The organism is Micromonospora sp. NPDC049275 (assembly GCF_043197115.1).
In the GTDB taxonomy this organism is placed as follows: Bacteria; Actinomycetota; Actinomycetes; order Mycobacteriales; family Micromonosporaceae; genus Micromonospora.
In genome coordinates, this window is the sequence record NZ_JBICSN010000003.1 from 20,222 (window position 1) to 46,931 (window position 26,710).

26 protein-coding genes and 1 tRNA gene are annotated in these 26,710 nt (G+C 73.7%); 13 read left to right on the forward strand and 14 right to left on the reverse strand.

The features are described from left to right. Positions 1-91: 91 nt before the first annotated feature. Both ACGFIE_RS10585 and ACGFIE_RS10590 read right to left on the reverse strand, forming a co-directional pair. Entirely contained in the window at positions 92-955 is an 864-nt protein-coding gene (locus ACGFIE_RS10585; protein WP_393293264.1) for an oxygenase MpaB family protein, read from the reverse strand. A 47-nt stretch (positions 956-1,002) separates the two neighbouring features. Continuing rightward, positions 1,003-1,431 (reverse strand): Fur family transcriptional regulator, encoded by a 429-nt coding sequence (locus tag ACGFIE_RS10590; RefSeq protein ID WP_393293267.1) that lies wholly within the window; start codon positions 1,429-1,431, stop codon positions 1,003-1,005. A gap of 204 nt (positions 1,432-1,635) precedes the next feature. Between ACGFIE_RS10590 and ACGFIE_RS10595 the strand changes: the two genes are divergently transcribed. Next, complete coding sequence (locus ACGFIE_RS10595; RefSeq protein WP_393294605.1) at positions 1,636-2,118, forward strand: DUF2231 domain-containing protein; 483 nt, start codon at positions 1,636-1,638, stop codon at positions 2,116-2,118. A 110-nt stretch (positions 2,119-2,228) separates the two neighbouring features. On the opposite strand, the gene ACGFIE_RS10600 is transcribed toward ACGFIE_RS10595, so the two are convergent. Beyond that, positions 2,229-2,558 (reverse strand): hypothetical protein, encoded by a 330-nt coding sequence (locus tag ACGFIE_RS10600; RefSeq protein ID WP_393293269.1) that lies wholly within the window; start codon positions 2,556-2,558, stop codon positions 2,229-2,231. 105 nt (positions 2,559-2,663) lie between these two features. Between ACGFIE_RS10600 and ACGFIE_RS10605 the strand changes: the two genes are divergently transcribed. Next, the gene (locus tag ACGFIE_RS10605) at positions 2,664-2,846 is read left to right on the forward strand and encodes a hypothetical protein (RefSeq protein ID WP_363685195.1); all 183 of its coding nucleotides are present in this window, start codon (positions 2,664-2,666) and stop codon (positions 2,844-2,846) included. A 1,063-nt stretch (positions 2,847-3,909) separates the two neighbouring features. Here ACGFIE_RS10605 and ACGFIE_RS10610 read toward each other — a convergent pair. Both ACGFIE_RS10610 and ACGFIE_RS10615 read right to left on the reverse strand, forming a co-directional pair. Then, positions 3,910-4,314 carry an FmdB family zinc ribbon protein gene (locus tag ACGFIE_RS10610; RefSeq protein WP_393293271.1) on the reverse strand — a complete coding sequence of 135 codons (405 nt, stop codon included), beginning with the start codon at positions 4,312-4,314 and terminating at the stop codon, positions 3,910-3,912. A gap of 63 nt (positions 4,315-4,377) precedes the next feature. After that, positions 4,378-5,055, reverse strand: coding sequence for a 5-formyltetrahydrofolate cyclo-ligase (locus ACGFIE_RS10615; protein WP_393293273.1), 678 nt, complete (start codon positions 5,053-5,055; stop codon positions 4,378-4,380). An 85-nt stretch (positions 5,056-5,140) separates the two neighbouring features. On the opposite strand from ACGFIE_RS10615, the gene ACGFIE_RS10620 reads away from it, so the two are divergent. From ACGFIE_RS10620 to ACGFIE_RS10645, 6 genes are all read left to right on the forward strand, one after another. Continuing rightward, positions 5,141-7,507, forward strand: coding sequence for a diguanylate cyclase (locus tag ACGFIE_RS10620; RefSeq protein WP_393293275.1), 2,367 nt, complete (start codon positions 5,141-5,143; stop codon positions 7,505-7,507). A 9-nt stretch (positions 7,508-7,516) separates the two neighbouring features. Then, the gene (locus ACGFIE_RS10625; protein WP_393293277.1) at positions 7,517-8,479 is read left to right on the forward strand and encodes a UTP--glucose-1-phosphate uridylyltransferase; all 963 of its coding nucleotides are present in this window, start codon (positions 7,517-7,519) and stop codon (positions 8,477-8,479) included. Continuing rightward, positions 8,476-9,789 (forward strand): gephyrin-like molybdotransferase Glp, encoded by a 1,314-nt coding sequence (gene glp, locus ACGFIE_RS10630; RefSeq protein WP_266248677.1) that lies wholly within the window; start codon positions 8,476-8,478, stop codon positions 9,787-9,789. The genes ACGFIE_RS10625 and glp overlap by 4 nt, the downstream gene beginning before the upstream one ends. A 79-nt stretch (positions 9,790-9,868) precedes the next feature. After that, on the forward strand, positions 9,869-10,519 hold the full coding sequence (locus ACGFIE_RS10635; RefSeq protein ID WP_363685205.1) for a GNAT family protein: 651 nt from the start codon (positions 9,869-9,871) through the stop codon (positions 10,517-10,519). A 178-nt stretch (positions 10,520-10,697) separates the two neighbouring features. Continuing rightward, positions 10,698-11,477: a hypothetical protein gene (locus ACGFIE_RS10640; RefSeq protein ID WP_393293280.1), complete on the forward strand. Its 780-nt coding sequence runs from the start codon at positions 10,698-10,700 to the stop codon at positions 11,475-11,477. A 295-nt stretch (positions 11,478-11,772) separates the two neighbouring features. Then, positions 11,773-11,846 (forward strand) — tRNA-Ala (locus ACGFIE_RS10645). 85 nt (positions 11,847-11,931) lie between these two features. On the opposite strand, the gene ACGFIE_RS10650 is transcribed toward ACGFIE_RS10645, so the two are convergent. From ACGFIE_RS10650 to ACGFIE_RS10660, 3 genes are all read right to left on the reverse strand, one after another. Further along, entirely contained in the window at positions 11,932-12,630 is a 699-nt protein-coding gene (locus ACGFIE_RS10650; RefSeq protein WP_393293283.1) for a hypothetical protein, read from the reverse strand. A gap of 135 nt (positions 12,631-12,765) precedes the next feature. Beyond that, complete coding sequence (locus tag ACGFIE_RS10655; protein ID WP_393293285.1) at positions 12,766-13,677, reverse strand: hypothetical protein; 912 nt, start codon at positions 13,675-13,677, stop codon at positions 12,766-12,768. 140 nt (positions 13,678-13,817) lie between these two features. After that, positions 13,818-14,474 carry a 4'-phosphopantetheinyl transferase gene (locus ACGFIE_RS10660; protein WP_393293288.1) on the reverse strand — a complete coding sequence of 219 codons (657 nt, stop codon included), beginning with the start codon at positions 14,472-14,474 and terminating at the stop codon, positions 13,818-13,820. A gap of 185 nt (positions 14,475-14,659) precedes the next feature. Between ACGFIE_RS10660 and ACGFIE_RS10665 the strand changes: the two genes are divergently transcribed. Beyond that, positions 14,660-14,929 (forward strand): hypothetical protein, encoded by a 270-nt coding sequence (locus ACGFIE_RS10665; RefSeq protein ID WP_007455349.1) that lies wholly within the window; start codon positions 14,660-14,662, stop codon positions 14,927-14,929. Positions 14,930-14,981: 52 nt separating this feature from the next. Here the strand turns inward: ACGFIE_RS10665 and ACGFIE_RS10670 are convergent, their stop codons facing one another. The 4 genes from ACGFIE_RS10670 to ACGFIE_RS10685 all read right to left on the reverse strand — a co-directional run bounded on the left by ACGFIE_RS10670 (position 14,982) and on the right by ACGFIE_RS10685 (position 19,446). Beyond that, positions 14,982-15,764: a peptidase gene (locus ACGFIE_RS10670; protein ID WP_393293291.1), complete on the reverse strand. Its 783-nt coding sequence runs from the start codon at positions 15,762-15,764 to the stop codon at positions 14,982-14,984. Next, entirely contained in the window at positions 15,764-17,059 is a 1,296-nt protein-coding gene (locus tag ACGFIE_RS10675; protein WP_393293293.1) for a VWA domain-containing protein, read from the reverse strand. Before ACGFIE_RS10675 ends, ACGFIE_RS10670 begins: the two co-directional genes overlap by 1 nt. Positions 17,060-17,147: 88 nt before the next feature. Continuing rightward, positions 17,148-17,513, reverse strand: a complete 366-nt coding sequence (locus ACGFIE_RS10680) for an MmcQ/YjbR family DNA-binding protein (RefSeq protein WP_393293295.1) — start codon at positions 17,511-17,513, stop codon at positions 17,148-17,150. Between the two features lie 379 nt (positions 17,514-17,892). Further along, positions 17,893-19,446 (reverse strand): dolichyl-phosphate-mannose--protein mannosyltransferase, encoded by a 1,554-nt coding sequence (locus tag ACGFIE_RS10685; protein WP_393294607.1) that lies wholly within the window; start codon positions 19,444-19,446, stop codon positions 17,893-17,895. A 255-nt stretch (positions 19,447-19,701) separates the two neighbouring features. Between ACGFIE_RS10685 and rsmI the strand changes: the two genes are divergently transcribed. Next, entirely contained in the window at positions 19,702-20,541 is an 840-nt protein-coding gene (gene rsmI / locus ACGFIE_RS10690) for a 16S rRNA (cytidine(1402)-2'-O)-methyltransferase (RefSeq protein WP_393293297.1), read from the forward strand. 12 nt (positions 20,542-20,553) lie between these two features. On the opposite strand, the gene ACGFIE_RS10695 is transcribed toward rsmI, so the two are convergent. Continuing rightward, entirely contained in the window at positions 20,554-21,555 is a 1,002-nt protein-coding gene (locus ACGFIE_RS10695) for a hypothetical protein (RefSeq protein ID WP_393293299.1), read from the reverse strand. Positions 21,556-21,704: 149 nt separating this feature from the next. Here ACGFIE_RS10695 and metG point away from each other — a divergent pair, with 149 nt between their 5' ends. Next, positions 21,705-23,507 carry a methionine--tRNA ligase gene (gene metG / locus ACGFIE_RS10700; protein WP_363685257.1) on the forward strand — a complete coding sequence of 601 codons (1,803 nt, stop codon included), beginning with the start codon at positions 21,705-21,707 and terminating at the stop codon, positions 23,505-23,507. Positions 23,508-23,552: 45 nt separating this feature from the next. On the opposite strand, the gene ACGFIE_RS10705 is transcribed toward metG, so the two are convergent. Then, the gene (locus ACGFIE_RS10705) at positions 23,553-24,791 is read right to left on the reverse strand and encodes a hypothetical protein (RefSeq protein ID WP_393293300.1); all 1,239 of its coding nucleotides are present in this window, start codon (positions 24,789-24,791) and stop codon (positions 23,553-23,555) included. A gap of 75 nt (positions 24,792-24,866) precedes the next feature. On the opposite strand from ACGFIE_RS10705, the gene ACGFIE_RS10710 reads away from it, so the two are divergent. Together ACGFIE_RS10710 and rsmA are read left to right on the forward strand one after the other, a co-directional pair. Next, positions 24,867-25,766: a TatD family hydrolase gene (locus tag ACGFIE_RS10710; RefSeq protein WP_393293302.1), complete on the forward strand. Its 900-nt coding sequence runs from the start codon at positions 24,867-24,869 to the stop codon at positions 25,764-25,766. 46 nt (positions 25,767-25,812) lie between these two features. After that, positions 25,813-26,682, forward strand: coding sequence for a 16S rRNA (adenine(1518)-N(6)/adenine(1519)-N(6))-dimethyltransferase RsmA (gene rsmA / locus ACGFIE_RS10715; RefSeq protein WP_393293304.1), 870 nt, complete (start codon positions 25,813-25,815; stop codon positions 26,680-26,682). The last annotated feature ends 28 nt before the right edge of the window (positions 26,683-26,710 follow it).

The window sequence follows — 26,710 nt, forward strand, 5'->3', positions numbered from 1 at the left end:
GGCGGGTCTGGCCGCACCGGTCCTCGCGGCGGGCCTGCCCGCACCTGCCCCGGGCGCCGGCCCGCATCTGATCCCGGTCGGGCGGGATCGGTCAGCCGGCCAGTGGGGTCGCGGCGTGCCGTTCGGCCCGCTCCTTGGCCGCCTGCAGCAGCGGCCCCTCGAAGTAGCGGCGCGGCACCGCCCCGAGCGCCAGGCGCAGGGCACGCAGGGTGAGGTCAGCCGACAACTCGGTGGTGGGCAGCCCCAACCCGCCGTACATCCGCCGGGCCCACGGGGGCAGCAGCGCGAGCGCGGTGCCGGCGATCCCCAGGTACGCCCAGCGCGGCGGGCCGAGGGTGAGGCCCAGCCGGGCCGGCAGGCTGAGCTTCCATGGCAGCGGTGGAGCGGTGAGGAAGAGCGCCGTCTCGGCGGCCTCCCGGGTCATCCGCAGCTCCGGCCGTACGGCACGGTAGTACGCCTCCACCTCGGCAGCGGTGCCCGGCACCGTGGCCGGGTCCAGCCCGACGAGGGCGGCCGAACGGCGCTGCTCGGTGTAGTAGCCGTCCACCTCGTCGTCGCTGAGCGGCAGACCCGCCCGCCGGGCCGTGCTGAGGAACGATTCCACCTCGGTGACGTGCACCCAGCGCAGTAGGGCCGGATCGTCGATCCGGAACTCCTCGCCAGTGCCGGGATCGGTGGCGCGCAGCCGCGCGTGCAGGCGACGCAGTCGCGCCCCCGCCTGCTCCGCCTCGGCCGTCGTGCCGTAGACGGTGGTAGCCACGTAGGTGGCGGTTCGGACCAGTCGTCCCCACGCGTCGGTGCGGTAGTTGCTGTTCTGCGCGACCCCGGCCATGGCTCGGGGATGCAACGCCTGGAGGTAGAGCGAGCGCAGGCCGGCGACGATCAGGATCGGCTCCTCGTGCACCTTCCACGTGACCGAACCCGGACCGAAGAGGCCGAGGTCATCGGAGTCCACCGACCAAGCGTGCCACGGCGCGCTGGTCGGCGCCGGTGTGGACCGGTTCAGCTGTCGGCGGCGCGGCGCGACTGGCAGCTCGGGCAGAGACCCCAGAAGGTCACCTCTGCCTCGTCCACCTCGAAGCCCTGCGCGACGCCCGGCTCCAGGCAAGGAGCATTGCCTATCGCGCAGTCGACGTCGGCGATCTCGCCGCAGCCCCGGCAGACCACGTGGTGGTGGTTGTCCCCGGCGCGCGCCTCGTAGCGGGCGGGACTGCCGGCCGGCTCGATCCGACGGGACAACCCGGCTCGGCTCAACGCTCCCAGCACGTCGTAGACCGCCTGGGTGGAGACCGAGTCGAGGCGTTCCCGGACCCGCCGGGTGACCTCGTCGACCTCCAGATGACCACCCTCGGCGAGCACGTCGAGCACCGCGAGGCGGGGCCGGGTGACGCGTAGGCCCCTCGACCGCAACAGCTCCTCGCCAAGTGACATGCGCCAATGACAGCACGTACGACCAGCAGCGACAACCGTCGTCCGCCCCGGGTGGCAACGGACACAGCCCGCAGGACCGGCGCGCGGGGTAGCGCCGTGCTGAACCTGATCGCCGCCGGGCGCGTGTCTTTCGGGCGAGAGCTCGGGGATGATCGGCGGTCCGTACGCTGCGGTCCCCGCACCGTGATCCACCTGGAGGTGTCGATGTTCGAGGAGATCCTGGGCCTACCGGTGCACGTCCTCGTGGTCCACGCGGTGGTCGTCTTCGTCCCGCTGCTGGCGGTGCTGGCGATCGGATACGTGGGGTTGCCGCGCTGGCGGCACCGACTGGACTGGGCGCTGGGCATCCTCGCCGTCGTCGCCCCGGTGACCGCGTTCGTGGCCGTCCAATCCGGTGAGGCCTTCACCGACGCCCTGGTCGCCCGCGGCTACCAGGGCCAGATTCTCGATCAGATCTTCGAGCACTCCCGCTACGGCGACATCCTGTTCCGGATCGTCGTGCCCCTGGGGATCGTTGCCGTCGCGCTGCTCGTGGCGACCAGCGGGCACCCTCGGGTGCCGCGGCTGCCCGCGCTGGTGACGCCTGTGCTCGCGGTGGCGGTCGTCGCGCTGGCCCTCGCCGCCCTGATCTACGTCTACCTGACCGGTCACTCCGGCGCAGAGGCCGTCTGGGGCACCACCCTCTGACCGGCGGACACCCGTCGACGCCGCTCGTTGGGTGCCGCTCGTTGGGTGCCGGTCGTTGGGCGCTGCGCGTTGGGCGCCGCTCGTTCAGCGCCGCTCAGAAGGTGAGGCGCTCAGAAGATGATGCGCGAGCAGAGCAGACAGACCAGAGCCACCAGCACCACGGCGGCTGCGGCGCCGAAGCCGTAGGTGACCCGCTGGGACCGCTGCTCGGCGGCATCCAGCCCGGCCACGTCCTGTGGTGGAAGCTGTCGGGGAGGAGCCGGCTCCAGGTGCACCGGGGGACGCCAGCCGGCCGGGGGCGGGACGCTCGGGGGCGGGCCCACATAGCCGCTCGTGGGTGCGGTGGCGGGTGCGGGTTCGTCCGCCGTGGCGCCGTCGCCGGTCCCGGGCCGGCGCCAGTAGTCGTCGTCCGGGGAGCTGCCGCCGCTGGGGGTCGTCACGCCGTCCGACGCTACCAATGAAGCCGGCGGTCCGGTCGCTTCTGAGCCGTGTGCCAACGGTCGGCGAGCGGCCCGCCGCTGTGGCCTGCGCTAGTCTTGCCGCTCGTGAGCACCGAGGACCCCGGCACGCAGGGCGCGCGCGGCGATGATGACCGCACCGTCGACCTGAGCGACGACTTCGTGGTGCTGCCCGAGCAGACCTCGGACGACACCGACCACGGCTGGGGCGAGCCGAGCAGCAGCAACGACGACTGGCTCCTCGCCCAACGCCCCCCACACTGGGACTGACCCCGACACCGCACCCCCGGAGCGGACCACCGTCGGCACGGCAGGTCGGACTGACGGCCCGACCGCGTCTTCTGGGCGGGTCACCGTCGGCGGCTGGGCTGGGGCTCGGTCCGCGTCTCCGGGATGGATCATCGACGGCGACGGCGACGGCGACGGCGACGGCGGCGGCGGCAGCGACGGCAGCGACAGCGACAGCGACGGCAGCGACGGCAGCGACAGCGACAGCGACGGCGAAAGCGACTGCGACGGCAGCAGCGACGGCGGCAGCAGCGACGGCGAAAGCGACTGCGACGGCGTCGGCGGCAGCGACGGTGGCAGCGGCAGCGTCGGCGGCAGTTGGGACGGGGCCCGGTCCGTGTCTTCGGGGTGGATCACCGACGGCGTCGGAGGCCGGAGGGACGCCCCGAGCGCGCCGCTGGTGGCCGGGCAGCCGGTCGGAGTGTGCGTGCCCGTCGGGGCGTGCAGGATCGCGGCGGCCAGGCAGAGCAGCGCGGCGATCAGGCCGGCCCGCAGCAGGCTGCGGCCACCGGGCAGGACCGGCCGGCGCAGCGGGCGTAACGCTTGTGCGGAATCCAGCTTGCGGGTGATCATCTGCCGCCTCCGTCCCGGATGCCGTCGTGGTGACACCCGTAGAGCGGCACGGTAGGCCGGCAACAGCGCGCAGTGTGGATCATTCGTCGCCGCCTGTGGACAACCGGCCGGCCTGTGGATAACGCCCACCGGCCGGCCGGACCTGCTACAGGAGAGCGGGCTCGCCGCGGCAATCGAGGAGGCCCCGCTTCTCGATCAACTCGGCTTTCTGGAAACCGGGCGATCAACATGGCGCGGTTAGGCCGACTTCCTGGAACCCGAGTGGATCAAGGCCGGGCAGCGCAGGGCAGCGCCGCAAGGCCGGGCAGCGCAGGGCAGCGCCGCAAGGCCGGGCAGCGCCGGGCAGCGCCGCAAGGCCGGGCAGCGCCGGGCAGCGCCGCAAGGCCGGGCAGCGCCGGGCAGCGCCGCAAGGCCAGGCTGACAGCGCCGCCCGGGCGGGCGGCGCTGTTGCTGCGGACCGGGAAGGCTGTGGTCAGGACGCGGAGCTGGCCGCCGGCGCCTTGCCGCCGCCCGATCCACCGGACGACGATCCACCGGACGACGACCCGGACGAGGACGACCCGGACGACGACCCACCGGACGACGAGGACGAAGACGACGAGGACGAAGACGACGACCCGGAATCCCCACCCGAGGACGAGGACGACGAGGACGACTCGGACTTGGCCGGCTTGCCACCGGCGGTCGTCTCAGAACCGGACGCGCGGGAGTCGGTGCGGTAGAAGCCCGAGCCCTTGAAGACGATGCCGACCGAGTTGAAGACCTTGCGCAGCCGCCCCTCACACGCCGGGCACTCGGTCAGCGGCTCGTCCGAGAAGGACTGCACCGCCTCGAGCTGGTGACCGCACGCGGTGCAGGCGTACTGGTACGTAGGCACGTTCTCCTCCGGTATCTGGGCTCGGCCAGTTGGCACTCGACGTATTCGAGTGCCAATGGTGCGTCATTCGCCCCGGGTTCGTCCAGCGGACGTGTGGGGCGCGACACCGTGCGCCGTACCCGGGCCGTTGTCAAGCGTACGCATCCCGTCGGCGGGGGTGACGACCGCGCGGACCGGACGGTCGTGCGGTTCCGCCGGCAGCGCCTCGACCAGCTCGCCGTCGTGCAACGGCACCACGGTCAGGGTCACGCCGGGCACCCGCGCCAGCGCCCGGTCGTACGAGCCGCCGCCGCGGCCCAGCCGTCGTCCGCGAAGGTCCACGGCGAGCGCCGGCACGACCACCAGCTCCGCCCCGGTGACCGCGGCCACGCCGAGGCGGGGGCCGATCGGCTCCCGGATGCCCCGGCCGGCCGCCGCCAGAGCGTCCGGTCCGGAGTACGCCGCCCAGTCCAGGTCCAGATCGGGGCGGAGCACCGGCAGCAGCAACTCGGCGTCGGGCGGCAGCGCCGACCGCAGCACCTCCGGCAGGTCGGCACCGCCCGGCTCGGAGCCGACCGGGACGTACGCCGTCATCAGGCGCGGGCGCAGCCGGCGTACCAGGGCGACCAGCTCGGCCTGGACGCGCCCGGCGGCCTCGGCCCGCGCCGTGGGGGGCAGGGCCCGGCGGCGGGCGAGTAGGTCGACGCGGGTGTTCCGCTTCGTCACTCGTATCACTTCCGCTTCATCAGAAAATTCCGGCACGCAACACTCCTGACGCAACGCCACTCCCACGGTTGCTCTGTGTCAGCATCGCAAGCAACGGAGGCGGAACTTCCGGGGGGACCGAGTGACGCTACGCGGGCGGTTGACTGCAGCCTTCCTCGTGGTGGTGCTCGGCCCGGTCCTGCTCGGGGCGTTCTTCGTCGCGTCCACCGTCACGGCCGTCGACCGCAGCCGGTCCACCGAGCGCCTCGCGGTGGCAGCGTCCACGGTGCGTACCTCGGTCGACGCGCTCTGCCAGCAGCTGCGCGCCGCCGCCGACGCGGTCGCCCTCACCGGTGACCCGGCCGTCGCCGCCGGCCAGCTCGTCGGCCGTGGGCTGGCCGCGGCGGTGCTGGTCACCGACGTGAACGGGCGCGTGACGTACGCCTCGCCCGACGCTCCGCCGACCCCCTGGCGGGACTGCTCCGAGCCGGCCACCGCTTCGTCGGGCCCGGTCCGGGCGCTGGCCGCCCGGGTCGACCGCCGCGACCCGACCGGCGCTCCCATGGGCACGGTGGCCGCGGCGCACCTGGTCGACCCGGCCTTCGTGGCCCGGCTGGCGGCGGTGACCGGGGTCGCGGTCACCCTGCTCGACGACGGCGCGAGCGCCGCCCGGTTCACCCACACCACCGAGTCCCGCGAGGTACGCGACGCGGTGCTGGCCGCCGCCGGCGGCACCAGCGACGAGCGGGTCACCGAGACCCCCAAGGGCCGGTACGTGCGGCGGATCGGACCGTCGGCGGGCCAGCCGCTGCCGCTGGTGTTGTCGGTGCCGAGCGAGCGGCCGCCCATGCTGCACGTCACGCTGGCCGGCGTGGTCGTACTGGCCGGGCTGCTCGCCGTGTTCACCGCCTGGCGTCTGGCGCGGGTGACCACCCGGCCCCTGGCGGAGCTGGCCGGTGCGGTCGACCGGGTGGCGCACGGCGACCTGACCGCCCGGGTGCCGGTGCGCAGCCACGACGAGCTGGGTCGGCTGGCCGCCGCCTTCAACCGGATGACCCGCGAGACGGGGTCGTACGTCGCGGCGCTGACCAGCAGCCGCGACCAGCTCCGCGGGCACCTCGCGGTGCTCGGCGACACCCTGGCCAGCACCCACGACCTGCAACGCATCCTGCGGGTGATCCTGCACAGCGCCATCGCCGCCACCGGGGCGCGGGCCGGCGCGGTGTTGCTGGTGGAGGCCGGTGGGGTGCTCGTCGCGCAGTGCGGCGAGGGGTTGGACGGGCGCTGGCCGGCGGGGGACCCGGACGGGTCGCAGGGCCTACGGGTGCCCGTGGGCGTCGGCGTCGTCGGCGCGGTGGCCGCGACCGGCGAGCCGCAGCGAGGCCGGATGGAACCGAGCGACGTCCCGACCGGCGAGCCGCGCTGCCGCACCTACGTCGCGGTTCCCTTCGCCACCCCGGGCAGCGCGACCACCCCGGGCGGCGCGACCAGCCTCGGCGGCGCGACCACGACCGTCCCGGGCGGTGAGAGGAGTCTCGACGAGTCCGGCGCTCCGGCGGCGGCGCTCGGCGTGCTGGCCCTCTACGACCGGGTGGGCGCGGACGAGTTCGACGACGACGACCTGGACACCCTGCGCACCTTCGCCGGGCACGCGGCGGTGGCGGTGGAGAACGTCCGGGTGCACGAGGAGGCGCAGCGGCTCTCCCTCACCGATCCTCTCACCGGGCTGTGGAACTACCGCTACCTGCGCGAGTCGATCCGGCGCGAGGTGGAGCGGGCCAGCCGGTTCGGGCGGATGCTCAGCGTCCTCGCCCTCGACCTGGACCGCTTCAAGGACGTCAACGACACCTACGGACACGCGGCGGGGGACACCGTGCTGGCCGAGTTCGCCCGGCGGGTACGCGGCGAGATCCGCGAGGTCGACCTGGCCTTCCGGCAGGGCGGTGAGGAGTTCGTGCTGCTCCTACCGGAGACCGATGCCCGGGGAGCGGCGATAGTCGCCGAGCGGCTGGGCGCGGCGGTGCGCGAGACACCCATCGCCGTCGAGGCGTACGCGGGGCCGATCGTGGTCACCGTGTCGGTGGGCATCGCCGTCTACCCGGACCACGGGAGCACCGGACGGGAGGTGCTGGAAGCCGCCGACGACGCCCTCTACGCGGCCAAGGCGGCCGGCCGGGACACCTACCGCGTGGCGGAGGCCCGCCCCGACGTGCCGACGCGGGAGATACCGGTGCCCGCCGGCGCCGTCAGCCCACCCGACGGGCTGCCGCGTGCCGGCCGACCCGTGCAGGTCCCGCGGGAGCCGGGCGGCCACGCCCGGTCGGAGTCGGCTGCGGGCGTACCGGAATCGAACCGGTCGGGGCCCGCGCACGCCCGGCCGGATCCGGCCGACGAGCCGGCGGCCACCGCCGCGGACGCCGCGCGGGCCGGCCCCGACGGCGCCCGGCCGGGGCCGGGCGGCGGCGCGTCTTCTGGGCCACACCCGCCGCGGCAGAGCCGTGGCCGATAGTCTCGCGGCATGTCGGAGCACTCAGCGAACCCCTCATCGACGGTCGCCGCAACCGGCCGTCCCCCGGCGGTCAAGGCCGTCATCCCGGCCGCCGGACTGGCCACCCGCTTCCTGCCGGCCACCAAGGCGGTCCCGAAGGAACTGTTGCCGGTGGTGGACCGGCCGGTGTTGCAGTACATCGTCGAGGAGGCCACCCAGGCCGGCATCGGCGACGTGTTGCTGATCACCGGTCGGGGTAAGACGTCGATGGTGGACCACTTCGATCGACGCCCCGACCTGGAGACCAGGCTGGAGGAGAAGGGCGACGCCGAGCGGTTGGCCGCCGTGCGCCGGCCCAGTGAGCTGGCCGAGATCTACACCGTCCGGCAGCCGGAGCAGCTCGGGCTGGGCCACGCCATCGGCTACGCCGAGTCGCACGTCGGCGACCAGCCCTTCGCGGTGCTGCTCGGCGACGAGTTCGTCAAGCCGTCCGAGCCGCTGCTGCCGGCGATGCTGGAGCTGCAGGCCCGCACCGGCGGTGTGGTGCTCGCCTTCTTCGAGGTCGACCCGTCCGAGACCAAGCGGTACGGAATCGCCTCCGTCGAACCCGCCGAGGCGGAGCTGACCGACATCGGTGAGGTCGTCAGGGTGACCGGGATGGTGGAGAAGCCGCAGCCCGAGGACGCCCCGAGCAACCTCGCGGTGCTCGGCCGGTACGTGCTGCCGGGCAAGATCTTCGACGCGATCCGGCGGACCAAGCCGGGCAGTGGCGGCGAGATCCAGCTGACCGACGCGATGGAGCTGCTGCGCACCGAGGGCACTCCGGTGCACGCGATCGTCTACCGCGGCACCCGTTACGACACCGGCATGCCGCTGGGCTACCTCCAGACGGTGGTGCAGATCGCCGCCGAGCGCGAGGACCTGGGCAGCGAGTTCCGCGCCTGGCTGGCCGACTTCGTCAAGGCCGACGCGGCAGGCGGATCTGGTACATGACCGCGACGGCCGACGCCGAGGCGGCCGCGAACGAGTTGACGCCGCTCGCCGACTACCTGGGCAGCGTGCTGCGCAGGTTACGAGCGCTGCCGCCACTCGACCTCGACCTCACCCAGGCGCACGGCAACGTCCTCGCCGAGGACGTCGTCGCGCCGCACTCCTTCCCGGCCTTCGACCAGGCGGCCGTGGACGGGTACGCGGCCCGCTGGGAGGACATTTCCGGAGGGGGTCGGGGCCCGAGCTACGTCCCGGCCCCCTCCGGCACGCCCGGCGGGCGGACCATCCGGCTCAACGTGGTCGGCGACCTCGGCGCGGCGAGCTGGCGGCCGGTGCGCCTCACCCCGGGCTCGTGCTTCTCGGTGGCCGCCGGGGCGCCGCTGCCGGTCGCCGCGGACGTCGTGGTCCCGGTGGAGTGGACCGACCAGGGCATGGCCGCCGTCGAGATCTTCCGCACCCCCAAACGGGGGTACGGGGTACGCCGCGCCGGCGAGGAGCTGCCGGCCGGCACCCTGCTCGCCCGCGCCGGCACGTACGTGTCCCCGGCGCTTGTCGCGGTCTTCGCCGCCACCGGTATCGGGCACGTGGTGGTCCGGCCCAGCCCTCGCGTGGTCATCGTGGCCACCGGCGACGAGTTGGTCGACGTGGGCCGGGGCAGCCAGCCCGGCCAGGTGGTGGACGCGAACTCGCACGCGTTGACCGCCGCCGCGGCGGAGGTGGGCGCACTGGCGTACCGGGTCGGAATCTGTGACGACGACCCGGAAGGGTTGCGCGGGCTGCTGGAGGACCAGACCCTGCGCGCCGACCTGATCATCACCACCGGGGGGACCGGCACCGGTCCCGGTGACATGGTGCGCCGGATCCTGTCCCGCCGTGAGGGCGGCCGGGCCGGGCCGGTCACCTTCACCGACGTGGCGCTCTATCCCGGCACCGCGCTCGGGTTCGGCACGGTCGGCGCCGAGGAGGTCCCGGTGGTCTGCCTGCCCGGCGACCCGGGCGCGGCGCTGATCGGCTTCGAGGTGCTGGCCCGACCGGCAATCCAACTGCTCGCCGGCGCCGAGCCGGTGTTCCGGCCCAGCGTCCGGGCGCACCTGCTGGAGACCGTGTCGTCCCCCGGCGGGCTGCGTGAGTTCCGGCCCGCGCACGTCGCGGAGCGGCGCGGCGGCGGTTACACAGTGCAGCCGCTGCGCGGTGGCCCGTTCACCCTCTCCGGCCTCGCCGAGGCGAACGGGCTGCTGGTGCTCGGTGAGCGCGTCACCACCGCTGCCGCCGGCTCCACCGTGGACGTCCTGCTGCTCGACCGGCGCCGGTGAGTGGGCCCGTCTGCTCTCCCGCGGTACGCGTGGTGGGTCCACTTGCGCAGGAACCGGTCCCGCGCGGGAGACTGTGCGGGTGAGCCTCTTCGGACCCGAGCGGGCCCCCGGCTGGCCGGTGGTGCTGGTGGACGGCCCGGTGCTGCTGCGGCCGTACCGGCGCTCCGACGCGGCGGCGTGGTCGGAGGTGCGGCGGGCCAACCGGGCCTGGCTGGCACCGTGGGAGTCGTCGCTGCCGGGCAGTTGGGACGAGCTGAACTCGCCTGCCGCGTTCCGCTGGGTACACCGTGACCAGCGGCGTTCGGCCCGCGAGGGCGAGGGGATGCCGTTCGCGGTCTGCCTGCGGGAGGCCGACCGGGACCGGTTGGTCGGGCACCTGAACGTCGGCAGCATCGTGCGCCGCGCTTTCTGCTCCGGCTACGTGGGCTACTGGGTCGACGCCCGGGTCGCCGGGCAGGGCGTGATCCCGACGGCGCTCGCGCTCGCCGTGGACCACGCGTTCGGCCCTGGTGGACTGCACCGGGTGGAGGTCAACATCCGGCCGGAGAACCGACCGTCGCGGCGGGTGGTGGAGAAACTGGGCTTCCGCGAGGAGTCGTACCACGTGCGCTACATGCACATCGACGGCGCCTGGCGGGACCACATCGGATACGCGATGACGAGCGAAGAGGTCGCCGCCGAGGGCGGTCTGCTGGCCCGCTGGCACCGGGTACGCGCCGCCGCGCGGTAGCGGCGTCCCACGCACGGGATCGGCGCGGCGCGGTGGCATCACGGTCGGTGCGCCGTAACCTCAAGTAACTGCAAGCTGCGGCAAGCGCTCACCGTCCGGACGATCTACGTGCTCAGGCACGATCGGTGGAAGATCCTGCGGTCGGGGAGCGTTTGCTCCGAATTCGGTGACGGGAGGGGTGAGGGTGCCGACCTCGGTGCTCCTCGCCGTCCTCGCCGCCGCCGGCCTGCTCGCCCTGGCCCCGGCGCTGGTTCGCCGGTACGACGCCACCGAGCGGCTGGTGGCGGAGCGGGCGCAGTCGACGGCGCGGGTGCTCCACCGCCGTCGACGGCGCCGCACTGTGCCAGGACGGCAGCCCGTCCACCCGCCGCGTTCCCTCGTAGTCACCCTGAGTGAAGATGCGACTACAGGGAAGTTGGCCGCTCCGGTCTCCGCGCCCCCGGCGAACCGCCGCTCCGGCCGCCTGCGCGCCGTACCGCCGGCCCCGAAGCGATCCCGCCGTCGTCCGCCGCGCAGGCAGCACACCCCGGCCGTGTACCGGCGACGCCGGGTGCTTGCCGCGCTGCTGCTGCTCAACGTCGTCGAACTGATCGGCGTGCTGTTCGTCAGCCCCGGCTTCTGGATCGGCTTCTCGGTAACCTTCCTGCTGCTCGCCCTGTACGTCGTACACCTGCGCGGGCGTGCCCTCGCCGGCCGCCGCCGGCGCCGCGCCCGGGCCCGGGAGGCGGCGTGGCTGGCCGCCCGCCAGGCCGAGGTCCGTCGGGAACAGGCCCGTCGCGCTGCGGCCCGCCGGGAGGCGCAGCGCCGCCTGGCGGCCCAACGCGAGGGGGTACGCCGAGCGGCCATGGGCCTCGACCGCCCCGGAGATCTGCCGGCGGCGGTCAACGGCGGCTCGGTCTCGTACCGTCGCTCCGGAGGGCTGCGCGGCCGCCCCTACGAGGCCGGCCGGGGCGCCTGACCCGTCGGCCCGCCGTGCTCGTCGGCCGGGCTTGATCGTCGGCCGGCGTGTTCGACGGCCCGGCGTGTTCGACGGCCCGGCTTGATCGACGGCCCGGCTTGATCGACTCGGCTTCCTGGAAATGGCGGTGTCGGGGCGTCCGGGATGCCCCGGTTTCCTGGAAGTCGAGTCGATCTTCGTGCTGGTGCCGGCGGCGTACCGGGGGCGGATTCGCGGTGGAGGCCAGCGACCTGTTAGCCTTGCTGCCGGCCCGCCCGGTGTAAGCCGGGTGGGACCGAAGCCGGTTCGCCGGTGGGGGGCTGTGGCGCAGACTGGTAGCGCACCTCGTTCGCATCGAGGGGGTCAGGGGTTCAAATCCCCTCAGCTCCACCCCAGGTCAAAGGCCGTTTCCGCGAGTCGGAGACGGCCTTTCCGATCTTGAAGGCAAGCGCGGCGACGCGGATGTGCACCGGCCCTAGGCGAACCGCTCGGTCGTTACGGCGATCAGCCCGTGCTGCCGCAGCAGGTTCGTCAGATCGGTAAGCGTCGGGCGCACCGCCTCGGCGGTGCCGGTTCTCAGCAGGACCGTCACGTCGAGGCCCCAGCCGAGGGTGTGGCCGACTCGTCGCAGGTTCCAGGTGAACTGGTCGCCGTCTCGGTCCCGGTGGCCACCGGCGGCGGATCCGGCCGTGCCGTCGTCAGTCGTCCGCCAGGTCGTTCGGAGGGCCGCGACCTGATCCGCGCGGAGGTCCTTGGCGAAGAGGACGCGGTAGACGCGTCGTTCGTGGAAGCCCTCCGGAGGCTGCGTGGGACCGAGCCGCAGTGGCGGGGCGGTCGCGATCGGTTGATGATCACGGAAGTACGTCCGCAGGACCGCCTCTGAGGGCAGCTCCCCACCCCCGAGGCGGCGGTAGGCGCTCGCCGCGTCGACCCGTGCGGTGGGAACGACCCGGGCGAGTACGTCCGGGTCGGTCCGCAGGCCGCGACTCAGCGAGGCGGCACTGCACCAACCGGCGCCCGGCGTCCAGCCCGCGCTGTGCAGGCCCGTCGTGGTGAAGTCGGCGTGCCGGGTGAACTCCTCGACGAGGATGCCTTCCACCGCAGGACTACCAGGCGCGGGCAGGACCAGGTGGTAATCCAGCGAAGGCTCGGAGGGCGGCCGGTCGGTGCTCACCAGCCCCATCCTCCGGCCACCGTATGCCCCGGGCAAGAGGGGGCGCCCCGGCCAACGCCAGGCCGACGTGGGCGGCACCAGCCCGGTCAAGGTGCGAGGAGACCTGGGCGTCGTGGTGGCCGGCCCGACAGCACGTCACGGCTTCCAGGAGCCGGCGGTCGCGAACTCGTGCTGGTACTCCAGGACGCCCGAGGTGTCGTGCACGTCGAACACGACGCTGCCGGTCCGCTTGGTGCCCACGGTCAGGTCGTTGGCGGCCGGCATCGGTTTGCCGCAGCCGGACAGGATTCCGGCTATCGCATTGGTCTCGGTGCCGTCGGCGGCGACCCACTGGAAGTAGAACGGGTTCGCCGAGCCGGTGCCCTTGGTGACCGTCACCGTCACGTCGGCGATCACGTACATGCCCTCGTCGGGTTTGAGGCCGTACGACGTGCAGGGCTTGGTGGCGGTGCTGAACTTCGTCACAGTGATCTCGACCGTGCCGCCGTTGTCGTCGATGACGAGGGTTTCCCCGGCGGACATGTTCCGGGTGTCGCTGTCGGCGGACGCGCGGGGCGACGGCGCGGCGGTGGCCGGCGGCTGCCCGACACCACGGGTCACCGCCGGAGTGGGCAGCGCCTCGGGCACCTCGTCCGCGACGTGGTTCGTGCCGATGACCACCGCCACGATGCCGCCCGCGCAGCAGAGCAGGGTGAGCACGGCCGCGGTCACCGCGATGGCCACCACTGTCCTGTTGGAGTTCTTCGTCGGCACGGGCGGCGGCGTCTTGAACGGGTAGCCCGGGCCGCCGGGTGGCGGATAGGCGCCAGCGGCGACCTGCGGGTACGCGCCACCGGCCTGCGGGTACGCGCCGCCCGAGAACGGCGGCTGCGGCGGGTTCGCCGCTGCCGACCACGGGTTGGGTGGCACCGGCGCCTGCGGAACCGTCGGGTCGGCGGCGGACTGCTGCGGCTGCGGTGGCGCTGGGAACGGCTGCGTCGGCGGCTCCGGGCTCGGCTGCTGAGGGTCCTGCGGCTCGGCGGGGGGCTGGGGGTGGGGGTGGGTCACCGTACTCCTTGACGCCTCGTACGTGTGGTCAGGAACCCGCCGACGCTACCGTGCGTCGCCGAACGGCCGGTCGCCGCGCCGGCTCGTGTCCCACTGCCCGTGCGGTGGCCGCGCACCGCCCAGCATGGACGGTGCGGGGGTCAGCGCAGGGTGAGGACGGCGGCGGTGCGGACCAGGCCGTCGGAGACCACGAACCGGCCGGTGATCGTGCTCGGGGGATCGGTGACCTCGGCCGCGTCCACCCGCTCCGGTGCGATCCGGGCCGCGAACGTGCCGGCGTCCGGGTCCAGCGTGAGGTGGGCGTCGTGGAAGTCCAGCCAGCTCCCCACGACCGGGTGCCAGACCTTGTAGACGGTCTCCTTGGCGCTGAACAGCACGACGGGCCAGAAGATGCCGGAGGGTAACCGCGCGCAGCTCTCCTCCTCCTCGGGCAGCATTACGAGTCGGCGTACCCCCGCGTTGATCTCGCGGTGCCGTTCGGCGTCCATGCCTACCGATCGCAGGTCGGTGGTGCGTGCCGCGGCGGCGGCGCAGTAGTCGGTGGTGTGGGTGATGGCGCCGACCACCCCGGCGGGCCAGATGGGCGCGCGGTCGGCGGCGGCCGGCACGGCCACCGCCGGCAGGCCGAGGTCGGCCATCGCCCGACGGGCGCAGACCCGGCCGGCGGTGAAGTCCCGGCGACGGGTTTGCACCGCCCGTTCGCCGAGACACGCCTGTTCGGCGGCGAGGAGTTCGCCGGTCCAGTCGTGGGTCCCGGCGACGGCCACGGCGACCGTCGGCGGCAGGAGGTCACGCACGTCCGCCGCCTACCGTCGGGTAGTGCGGAGGCATTCGCCCGACAGTCAGATTTCCGACTCCCACGACGGGAGAAGGTACCGCAAAGATGTAACACCGGAGGCACGTGTCGCGCTCTCCAGGATGGCTCCGGGGGGACCACCATCGATAGCTGGCCAGTCCCGTGGACATCTGGAGAGGACCTGCGATGAGCGATGGCGCCGAACGGCCGAGGGGTCGGGCCGACGACCACGCACCGACGACCCCGGGCTGGAGCTGCGGCTCCTGCGGCGACGAGTGGCCGTGCGCGACGAAACGCACCCGGCTGCTGGCGGAGTACGGGGGTGACCGGGCGATGCTCAGCGTCTACCTGGGCTCGTGTCTCGCCGCCGCTGCCGAGGACCTGCGAGCGGCCCCGGTGATGTCGCTCCAGGACCGGTTCATCGGCTGGCTGCCCCGCGGCGCGCGACGCCGCTGAGCCCACCGTGGCCCCGCCCGACGTGGGCGGGGCCACCGGGTGCCGGACGGGCTCAGGCCCGGCGGGGCCGCCGGGTCAGCGCGAAGCCGACCACCCCGGCCACCGCGGCGAGCACGCCGCCGATGCCGGTCCAGATCCACCGCGAGCCGAGATCCGGCAGCCAGTCCGCCGGCGAGTCGCCCTCGTCGTCGGCCTCCGGGTCGGGCGTCGGTACGGCGTTGAGCACCGTCCCCGCCTTGGTGTTCGGCACCAGTGGCGCGGCCAGCGCGCCGTCGTCGGCCGAGGTGCCCCGGTCCGCGAGGACGCCGACCAGCAGGTCCACGTCGACGGGCGCGCCCAGATCCGGCTCGGGCAGGTCGGTGACGGAGAGCCGGACGACGTACGTGCCGGGCAGCGGGTCGGCAGACCACGGCTCCGCCCAGGGGCGTACCTCGCGCAGTGTGCAGCCCAGTGCCACGGTCGACGCCTTGCCGTCCACCGTCGGGGTCTGCGCCCCGGCGGTGCACGCCTGCCGTCGTCGCAGCCCGTCGAAAACGTCGACGGTCCAGGTGGAGGCGCCGCTGCGTGCCTTCGGGAAGCTGACGGTGGCGCTGATCTCGTGCACCTGGCCGGCGGTCGCCGGGAACGACCAGTAGAGGTGGTCGCCGATCGAGGCGTCCACCCGCACCGGTTGGCCGGCCGTGATCGGGGTGGCGGTGAGGAACGAGGTGCCGGCCCGGGTCACCGGCGTGGCGCCCGGAGACGGGGTGGGGGCGGCCACGGCAGCCCCGGGCAGCAGCGCGGCCCCACCGGCGGCGAGCAGCGCCGCCAGCGACCGGAACAGTGCGGTACGCATCAGTTCTCCCTCCAGGTGGCGACCCACCAGCGGGTGAGCAGGCCGGCGATCAGGCCGGTGAGCAGGCCGGCCACGGTGAGCAGGGCGAGCAGCACCCAGCCCCGGCCGAGGTCGGGCCCGTCCGGGGTCCCGGCGGCGGCGACCACGTCGATGGTCAGCTCCACAGGCATGCCGGGCGTCGCCGCGGTGCCCGGGCGTGCGGCGAACGAGTTGCTCACCACCAGGCAGACGGTGGTGGGCTCGACGACGGGCGTCGAGGTCTCGGCTGTCGCGTTCTCGTCGTCGGCGGTGTTCTCGTCGTCGGCGGTGGCCGACCAGCGCAGACCGGCGGAGAGCACGTCGGCCCGACCGCTGCCGGCGTCCGCGCCACGGACCAGTTCCCGGCCGTCCGCGGCGGTGGCCCGCAGCAGCACCCCGTAGTCCCGGTTCACCGGCCGGTCCAGCGCCATGCTCACCGACGCGCGCAGCTCCTGCCCGGGGCGGACGGGCACGCGGTAGTAGCGGTGCTCGGAGAACGCCTCCCGGTCGGCGTACACGCCGGGGGCGAGCAGGGGCGCGGAGTCGCAGGCGTTCGCGCCGCCGACGACGGTCGGGGCCCGGGTGTGGGTGTCACCGGCCCGCTCGACGAGCTGTTTGATCCGGCCGGTCAGCTCGTCGGCGCTCTGCGCGGCGGTGTAGGTGCCTCCGGTGGCCCCGGCGATGCAGAGCAGTTGGCGACGTACCTTCTCGTCGGGCGCGAGACCGAGCGTGTCGACGACCAGGCTGGTGCCCTGCGCGGCGAGCTCCCGGGCCACCTGGCACGGATCCGGGGGCGCGCAGGTGTCCTCCCCGTCGGTGATCAGCACGATCCGCCGGGTGGTGGCGCCGGTGCCCAGGTCCTGCGCGGCGGAGCGGAGCGCGAGCCCGACCGGCGTGAACCCGGTCGGTCGGAGCGTCGCGACCGCCGCCTTGGCCCGTGTGCGGTCGACCGGCCCGACCGGCACGATCTGCTGGGTGTCCTGGCAGCCGACCTTCTTGTCCTTGCCCTTGTAGGTCGCGCCGAGCACCCGGATGCCGAGCTGGGTCTCCTCCGGCAGCGCGTCCACCACGTCGTTGAACGCCTGCTGGGCCACCGAGATCCGGCTGCGCCCGTCGATGTCGGCGGCCCGCATCGAACCGCTGACGTCGAGCACCAGCTCGACCCGTGGCGGCTCGGCCGCCTGCTCCTCGTCGGCCGCCGCCGGGGCCGGCCCGGTCAGCGCGGTGGTCGCCAGCAGTCCGAGGAGGACGGCCGCCGATCGTCTGAAGTTGATCACGGCCGGCAGTGTAGTGAAATCCACTTTGGATGATCATTGGGGTGGTTGGTCGTCCCGGGATGGCCAGGGACGCGCGGAGCCGGCCGGGTCAGGCGGGGGCGTCGAGCAGTGCTACCAGCCGCTTCGGCGCGATCTCCCGATACGCGTCCCGGCACAACTCGTCGATCTCGGCCCAGTCGACGTCGCCGTCGAGCCGTACGCCGAGCCACCCCCGGCCACCGACGTAGGGCGGGCGGAAGAAGCGGGCCGGGTCGGCGGCGGTCAGCTCCGCCTGGGCGCCGGTCGGCGCGGCGCACCACAGGTGGGCGAAGTCGTTCTGGTGGTGCCCGTCGGCGTGCAGGGTCACGAACACGCTCTTGTCCCGGACGAACCAGGTCGGTGACCCGTGGCTGGGGCGCTCGGTCACCTCGGGCAGCGCGAGGCAGATCGCCCGGACCCGTTTCAGCAGCTCCACGGCACCCCGCCTCCCGTCACGATCGCGACGCGACCACAGCGAGCCTAGTGCGTCGGGGCGCGTGGCCGGCAGTCCTCTCGGCGGCCCTTCGTGGTGTTGAGCCGGCCAATTCGGGGCGCTGGGTCCACGCCAGGTCACCCTCGGTCAACTGCCTGATGGCAAGTATCGGCCCGGCCGATATCCGTCGGAAATCTGACCCAAGTTGACCCGTTGTGCCGGTGGTGCGCGGTGGTTAAGCTCTTCATGCGCGCCCCAATCGCCCGCTTCCCCCGTGGCAGGCGATCGGGGCGCGCGTCTTTGTGTAAGAGGTCGGGCCCGCACGCGAGACGCGTGCGGGCCCGATTTCCGTCGCGCTGTGCGGCGCGTCGCCTGCCGGTGCTTATATCCAGCGACCGTCGAGCCACATTCGGGACAACCAGTCCGAGTACGGGATCAGCCGGCCCACGAAGATCGGATAGAAGTACGCGAAGCACAGTGCCACCAGCAGCACGTACGCCCCGGCCGCCACGCTGCCCACCAGCCGGCGCTCGTAGCCCGCGTCGCCGGGCACCAGGGCCGCCGTCTCACCCACGTCACCCCCGGCCGGGGCGATCAGCGCGCCGAGCACGTACACCACGGCCAGCACCAGGAACGGCAGGGCCGGCGCGACGTAGAACGAGAACATCGTCCGACCGTCGAGGGCGAACCAGAACCAGGGCAGCAGCCCGGCGGCCACGGTGAGCAGGATCGCGCCGGCCCGCCAGTCCCGCCGGGCCAGGCCCAGCCACACCAGCGCCACCAGGGCGGGCAGGAACGACCACCAGAGCAGCGGGGTGCCGAGCAGCAGGATCTCCGACGCGCAGGTCGGTGCGCCGCAGGCGCCGTCGCCGGACCAGTGGAACGCCACCGGCCGCCCGAGCAGCAGCCACTGCCACGGCCAGGACTGGTACTTGTGTGGATCGTCGAGCTGGGCGTGGAAACCGTACGCCGCGCGGTGGTACTCGAAGAGGTTGATCAGCGGGCCGATCACCGGGGTGTCGCTGAGGGAGCCGGTCGGGTAGGCCGCCGACGACGCCAGCCGGTAGTAGCCGTCGTCGCTGAGCAACCACCCGGACCAGGTGGCGAGGTAGGTGCCGACCATCAGCACGCCGGCCAGCACCACCCAGGGCACCTCGTCGAGGAGGGTGTCCCGCCAGGGCCTGCGGACGCCCGCCGAGCGGCGGACCCCGACCTCCCAGAGGACCACGAACAGGGCGAACACCGGCACGAAGTAGAGCGCGCTCCACTTGACCGCGCAGGCGCAGCCGATCAGCACTCCCGCGGCGAGGCGCCACCACGGCCACGTGCGCCAGCCGGTCGGCGGTCGGCCCGCGCGCCCCGGCAGGCTCGGGTCGAGCCCGTCGTCCAGAGCGCGCGCCCAGCGTCGACGTCGGGAGTCCCGGTCGAGCACCAGCGCGCCGAAGGCGGCCAGCACGAAGAACAGCAGGAAGATGTCGAGCAGCGCCGCGCGCGACAGCACCAGGTGGAAGCCGTCCAGGGCGAGCAGCAGCCCGGCCGCGCAGCCGAGCACCGTCGAGCGGAACAGCCGCCGGCCGATGCGGACCAGCAGCAGAACCGACAGCGTGCCGATCACGGCCGCCGAGAACCGCCAGCCGAACTCCGGCGCGGTGGTGAACAGGTGCCCGCCGACGGAGACCTTCGACTCCGCGTCCTGATAGCCGAAGGCCCACTCGCCCACGCCGATCAGCCACTTGCCCAGCGGGGGGTGCACCACGTACGACGGGACGTTGTCCTTGTAGTTCCACTCGACGCCCCGGCTGATCAGCCCGTACGCGTCCTTGGCGTAGTACGTCTCGTCGAAGATCTTGCCCTTGGGGCTGGACAGGCCCACGAAGCGCAGGATCGCCGCGATCGCCACCACCACGCCGGTGGCGAGCCACGAGAACGGGTCCATCCGGGCGTCGACGGTGGCGAACCGGCGGCGGACACCTGCGGACACCCCCCCGCCGTCGGCACGTGGTGCCGCCGGGTCCTGGCCAGGGCTGGGCTCGCCGGTCACCTCGACCGTGTCAGCCGGGTCGGCGCTCGGGCTCTGCGCTGTCGACGCACTCGTCACCCGGCGATCGTAGGCTGCCAGGGTGTCGTGTGGCGCCCGTCGTCCCTGATACCGGTATTCGCTGTCGATGAAGGAGACGATTTCGTGGGTGAAATGTCCGAAGCTGGGCGCCTGATCCTGCTCGGTGCCCCGCTCGGCAACCCCGCCGACGCCTCGGCCCGGTTCCGGGAAGTGCTGGCCAGCGCCGACGTGGTGGCCGCCGAGGACACCCGCCGCCTCACCCGCCTGGCCCGCGACCTCGACATCACCGTCGGAGGCCGGATCGTCTCCTACTTCGAGGGCAACGAGGAACGGCGTACACCCGAACTGGTCGAGGTCATCCTCGGCGGGTACGCGGTGGCGCTGGTGACCGACGGCGGCATGCCGAGCGTCTCCGACCCGGGCTACCGGCTGGTCCGGGCCGCGCTGGACGTCGGGGCGCCGGTCACCGTCGCGCCCGGTCCCAGCGCGGTGACCACCGCCCTCGCCGTCTCCGGCCTGCCCTGCGACCGGTTCTGCTTCGAGGGGTTCCTGCCCCGCAGCGGAAGTGCCCGCCGGTCCCGGCTGCGCGCTCTCGCCGCAGAGGAGCGCACCCTCGTCTTCTTCGAGGCGCCGCACCGGATCGGCGCGGCGCTCGCCGACCTGGCCGAGACGTTCGGGGCGGACCGGCCGGCCGCGCTCTGCCGGGAACTCACCAAGACCTACGAGGAGGTGCTGCGCCGCCCCCTCGGCGAGCTGGCCCGGTGGGCCGCCGAGGGCGATCCGCGCGGGGAGATCACCCTGGTGGTGGCCGGCTCACCGGCGACCGCCCCGGAACGCCCCGACGACGACGCCCTGCGCGCGGCCGTCGCCGAGCGGGAGGCCGCCGGCAGGTCCCGCCGGGACGCCATCACCGACGTCGCCACCGAATACTCGCTGCGCCGCCGCGAGGTCTACACGATCGTGCACAGCTGACAGCCGCCGCAGTCACCAGGCGGCGGCGAGGAAGCCGAGGGTGATCAGCGCCGGTCCGGCGAGCGCCGCGGCCACCGCCCAGCGGCGGTGTCGCCGGCCGGGCAGACGTGCCGACCCGGTCCACCGGACGATGCCGGCGGTGCAGCCGAGCACCGCCAGCAGGCCGGGCAGCCAGCGCAGGTGCCGGCCGGCGCCGGTGTCGGCGTACGCGGTTCCGCCGTCCGGGCCGGTCATCCGTGCGTGCAGCGCCGTGCCCGGGGCGTCGCCCCCGGTGGGTACGCCGCTGACGCGTACCCCGTGGGCCAGGAACCGCCCGTCGTCGGCAGTGAAGATGCCCCGGCACCGCTGGGTGAGACCGCCGCCGGTGCAGTGGTCGATCACCACGGTGCCGTCGCGCGCGTGCCCGACCGCGAGCCAGAACGGGCCGGCGCTGACCCAGGCGAAGAAGGCCGCGACCAGGCTCAGCAGCACCAACGCGGTCAGCCCGGGCAGCGGGTCCGGCAGCGCTGTCGTCCGCGACGCCGCCCGGCGGTCCCGCGCCGGGGCGCGACGCTTGGGGGCGACGTCCACCTGGACGGGGGTGCCGTCCCAGTGCACCTCCTCGATCGGCGCCCAGAACGCGGCCGCGTCGTCCGGTGGCCGGTCCCCGTCGACCCGGTGGGCATCCTGCAGACGGCTCTGCTGGCGTACCGGCACCCGGCGTGGCACCGCGTCCACCGGCGCCCCGGTGGTCGGCTCCACCTCGACGGGGGCCGGCGCGTTCGGCGTGGGCCGGGCCGGGGTCGCGGTGACCTCCGGTGCCCCGTCCCTTCGCGGCACGGCCGCCCGCCCGGACGGCGTGGGCCGCTGGTGGGCCGGCCGATCGGGTGCGGCGGCGGGGACCAGTCGGGGGTGCGGCGCGACCCCGGCACCCCGGGGCGCGCCGGACGCCGGGCCTGACTCGTCGCCGCCCGTCGGCCCGGTGGAACGCTCGTCGTGGTCCCGGGCCGCTCCTCTGCCAGTCACGACGTTCATTGCACACCGGTAGCGCGGGCTGATCGGGCAGGTGAACCGCGTGTCGACGACAAATCGGACCAATGGGCGGGGTGGTCGGTCCGGTCCGGCGGCCCGGCACCCCCCATTGGTTCGCGGATGCCCCGGGCGGGTCACTAGGCTTGCTGCTCATGAGTCACGTTCTCGCGGCAGTGGCCTGGCCGTACGCCAACGGCCCCCGCCACATCGGCCACGTCTCCGGTTTCGGCGTACCCTCCGACGTCTTCGCCCGGTACATGCGGATGGCCGGCCACGACGTGCTCATGGTCTCCGGCACCGACGAGCACGGCACCCCGATCCAGGTGCAGGCCGACGCCGACGGGGTGACCCCGCGCGAACTGGCCGACAGGTACAACAGGGTGATCGTCGAGGACCTGCACGGCCTCGGGCTCTCCTACGACCTGTTCACCCGCACCACCACCCGCAACCACTACGCGGTGGTGCAGGAGTTGTTCGAGGGGATGTACCGCAACGGCTACATCGTGCCGAAGACCACCATGGGCGCTATCTCGCCGTCCACCGGGCGCACCCTGCCCGACAGGTACATCGAGGGCACCTGCCCGATCTGCGGGTACGACAGCGCGCGCGGCGACCAGTGCGACAACTGCGGCAACCAGCTCGACCCGATCGACCTGATCGACCCGAAGTCGCGGATCAACGGGGAAACCCCGAAGTTCGTCGAGACCGAGCACTTCTTCCTGGACCTGCCCGCCCTGGCCGACGTGCTCCGCCAGTGGCTGGACACCCGGGAGGGGTGGCGGCCCAACGTGCTGCGGTTCTCCCGCAACCTGCTCGACGACCTCCAGCCCCGGGCGATCACGCGGGACCTGGAGTGGGGCGTGCCGATCCCGCTGGACGGCTGGCGGGACCGCCCCGACAAGCGGATCTACGTCTGGTTCGACGCGGTGATCGGCTACCTGTCCGCCTCCATCGAGTGGGCCCGCCGCTCCGGCGACCCCGAGGCGTGGCGCAGGTGGTGGTCCGCCGACGGGGAGGGCAAGGACGCCCGGTCGTACTACTTCATGGGCAAGGACAACATCGTCTTCCACTCGGTGATCTGGCCGGCGCTGCTCTCCGGATACTCCGGCGAGGGCTCCCGCGACGGCGAGCCGGGCGAGCTGGGCCAGCTCAACCTGCCCACCGAGGTGGTCTCCAGCGAATACCTGACCATGGAGGGGCGCAAGTTCTCCTCGTCCCGCAAGGTGGTCATCTACGTCCGCGACTTCCTGGAGCGCTACGACGCCGACGCGCTGCGCTACTTCATCGCCGCCGCCGGCCCGGAGAGCAACGACACCGACTTCACCTGGGCCGAGTTCCTGCGCCGCAACAACGACGAGCTGGTCGCCGGCTGGGGAAACCTGGTCAACAGGTGCGTCTCGATGGCCGCGAAGAACTTCGGGTCGATCCCGTCGATCGACCCGGCCGGGCTCACCGAAGCCGACGAGGCGCTGCTGGCGGTGGCCCGCGCGGGGTTCGACACGGTCGGCGACCTGATCGGCCGGCACCGGCAGAAGCAGGCCATCGGTGAGGCCATGAAGGTGGTCGCCGAGGCCAACAAGTACCTGTCCGAGCAGGCGCCGTGGAAGCTCAAGGACGAGGCCGACAAGCCCCGCATGGGCACCATCCTGCACGTCGCCCTCCAGGTGATCAGCGACGCCAACACGCTGCTCACCCCGTTCCTGCCGCACTCCGCGCAGCAGGTGCACGAACTGCTCGGCCGCACCGGCGTGCACGCGCCGATGCCTGTCATCGAGCAGGTCGACGACCTGGACGGCGGGCCGTCCTACCCGGTGCTGACCGGGGACTACACGGTGGGCGCGCGCTGGGAGTCGGTGCCGCTGGAGGCCGGCACGCCGCTGGCCGCGCCGAAGCCGGTGTTCCGCAAGCTCGACCCGTCGATCGTCGACGAGGAGCTGGCCCGACTGGCCGACTGAGCGTACGACGTCCCCGGCGGCAGGGCAGCCGGCCGCCGGGGGGCGTCACAACGCGTACCGGGTGTCCATGACCTGGTCGTTGCTCACCTCGGTGCCCGGCGCCCACGTCTCGTAGACACCCCGGTCGTGGCACTGCGCGCCGGTGGTGATCACCGCGTCCGGGTCCGGGTGGCGCAGCCGCAACCTCAGCCAGCCGGCCTCCTCCCGCAGCACCAGGCACGACACGCCCCGCCACTGCGCGAACCGGACCCGGCGGGCCACCGCGTCCACCGGATAGCGGGCCGCCCGGGTCTTCGCCAGCACCCGGAACCCGCCGGGCAGGTCGGCCACGGCCTCGTACTCCGTGTCGCCGTAGAGGCCCACAAGTTGGGTGGAGCGCGGGGCGTCGCCGGTCGGCACGTACTCCTGGTCGGGGGAGAGGCCCGGCACCGCGGCGAGCAGATGCCGCCACTGCGGCCCCACCATCCGCAGCCACGCGCGCTGCTCGGCCTGGTAGCTGTAGAGCACCACCTCCACCCCCTCGGCGGTGTAGGCGAGCAGGGTCGCGTTCGCCGGCATCGGCAGGTCGGCGAAGTCCCGGGTGATGAACTCCGGGACGAGTTGACCGTTGCTCGGCACGAAACCGGTGCCCAGCACCGGAGGGCCCAGCCGGTCCCGGGACGACAGCGCCGTCAGACCCCGGTGCGCCTCGCCCACCGGCACGTCGTAGTCGCCCGGGTCGGCGGCCCGCCAACGCAGCGCGTACGCCACGTCCGAGCCGTCCCGCCCGACGTCGCCGTCGGTGCGCAGCACCGTGGTCGCCGACGGCGTACGCAGGTGCGCCACGTCGTGCTCCCGGTAGCAGAAGCCGTGCGGCAGCCAGCCCCGCACGTACCCGGCGAGCTGCCGGGCGGAGAGGACCTTCACCATCCGGGTGCCGCGCCGGACCACCGCCGAGGCGCGCACCGCGGCCAACACCGGGTCACCCGCCGCGGACGGCTGCTGGCTGAGCTGGTGTACGTGCGACCAGCCGCGCTCCCGGTGCGCCGGCATCATCAGCGGTGTCTCCGGCTCCTCCGCCGGCTCGGCGGCACCGTGCACCACGCTCACCTCGGTGACGTGCACGAACCGACGCCACGGCAGGGCGCTGCCCGGGCGCGGCGCCCGCTCGAAGCCGGCCACCTCCTCGGCGCTGAACAGCTCGTACGCGGCGCCCCGGGCGATCTCCTCGGCCGGGTACACGCCGCCGCCGAACGCCACGCGAAGCCCGGTCCGTTCACTGGCGGGACTGCTGAGCTCGCTCACCGGGCGACGGTAGAGTCGCGCGGCGTAGTCGAGGTGAACGCCGGGTGGCGGGCGGATGGACGGCCCCGGTGTGTGATGCTGTCGCTGATGAGCGAGCCGACTGAAACCCGCCGCGAGCGTGCCGCCCGGCGGGCCGGAGAGTTCCCGCCCGCCCCCGAGCCGCTGCCCCGGCCGGTGCTGGACAGCCACACCCACCTGGACATCACCGTCAGCGAGGCCGGCGTACCCGGTGGCGGGCCGTCCGACGACCCGATCGCCACGGCGATCACGGTGGCCACCAGGGTCGGCGTGGACCGGCTGGTCCAGGTGGGCGTGGACGTGGCCTCCTCGCGGTGGGGCGCGGACATCGCCGACCGCTATCCCGCCGTGCTGGCCACCGTGGCGCTGCACCCCAACGAGGCGCCCCGGCTGGCCGACCTCGACGAGGCACTGCGGGAGATCGAGTCCCTCGCCGCCCGCGACCGGGTCCGGGGGATCGGCGAGACCGGCATGGACTTCTTCCGGACCGGCGACGAGGGGCGGGCCGCACAGGAGGCGAGTTTCCGGGCGCACATCGCCATCGCCAAGCGGTACGGCAAGGCGCTTGTCATCCACGACCGGGACGCGCACGCCGACGTGCTGCGGATCCTCGACGACGAGGGCGCACCGGACACGGTGGTGCTGCACTGCTTCTCCGGCGACGCCGAGTTCGCCCGCGAGTGCGTGCGCCGGGGCTACCTGCTCAGCTTCGCCGGCACCGTCACCTTCGGCAGCGCCACCGCCCTGCGCGAGGCCGCCGCGCTCACCCCGCTGGGCCAGATCCTGGTGGAGACCGACGCCCCCTACCTCACGCCGACGCCGCACCGTGGCCGGCCGAACGCCTCGTACCTGATCCCGCTGACCGTCCGCGCGCTCGCCGCGACCACCGGCAGCGACCTGGACGAGTTGTGCGCGGCCATCTCCGCCGCCGGCGACCGGGCTTTCGGGCCATGGTGAGCCCGGGCCGGCGGCCGGTCCCGGCCACGTCGCTACGCTGCCAGGCATGACCGGTCTCCTCGGCCCGGCGGAGATCCGGGAGCTGGCCGCCCGGCTGGGCGTCGCGCCCACCAAGAAGCTCGGCCAAAACTTCGTGCACGACCCGAACACCGTGCGCCGGATCATCACCGCCGCCGGGCTGACCCCCGACGACGTGGCCCTGGAGGTCGGCCCCGGGCTCGGCTCACTCACCCTCGGACTGCTGCCGGTCGCCGGCCACGTGCACGCCGTGGAGATCGACCCGACCCTGGCCGGCGCGCTCCCGGAGACCGTCGCCCGGCACGCCGGGGCGGACGCCGGCCGGCTCACCGTGCACCGCGCCGACGCGCTGCGCGTCCGCGCCGCCGAACTGGGCGAGCCCGCACCGACCGCCCTTGTCGCGAACCTGCCGTACAACGTCGCCGTACCTGTGGTGCTGCACCTCCTCGCCGAGCTGCCCAGCCTGCGACACGGCCTGGTGATGGTGCAGAAGGAGGTCGCCGACCGGCTCGTCGCCGGTCCCGGCTCCAAGGTGTACGGCATTCCGTCGGTCAAGCTCGCCTGGTACGCCCACGCCCGGGGCGCCGGCAAGGTGCCGCCGAACGTGTTCTGGCCGGTGCCGAACGTCGACTCCGGTCTGGTCGCCTTCACCTGCCACGAACCGCCCCGCGCCGACGTACCCCGGGAAAGGGTCTTCGCCGTGGTGGACGCGGCGTTCGCGCAGCGCCGCAAGACCCTGCGCGCCGCGCTGGCCGGCTGGGCCGGCGGCCCGGACCGGGCGGCCGCCGCGCTGATTGCCGCGGGCGTCGACCCCGGCGCCCGTGGTGAGTCGCTGACCGTCGAGCAGTTCGCCGCCATCGCCGCGTCGGCCCCGGCCGGTACGCGTACCGCGAAGTAGGCTGACGCCGTGCCCGCCGAGGAGGTGT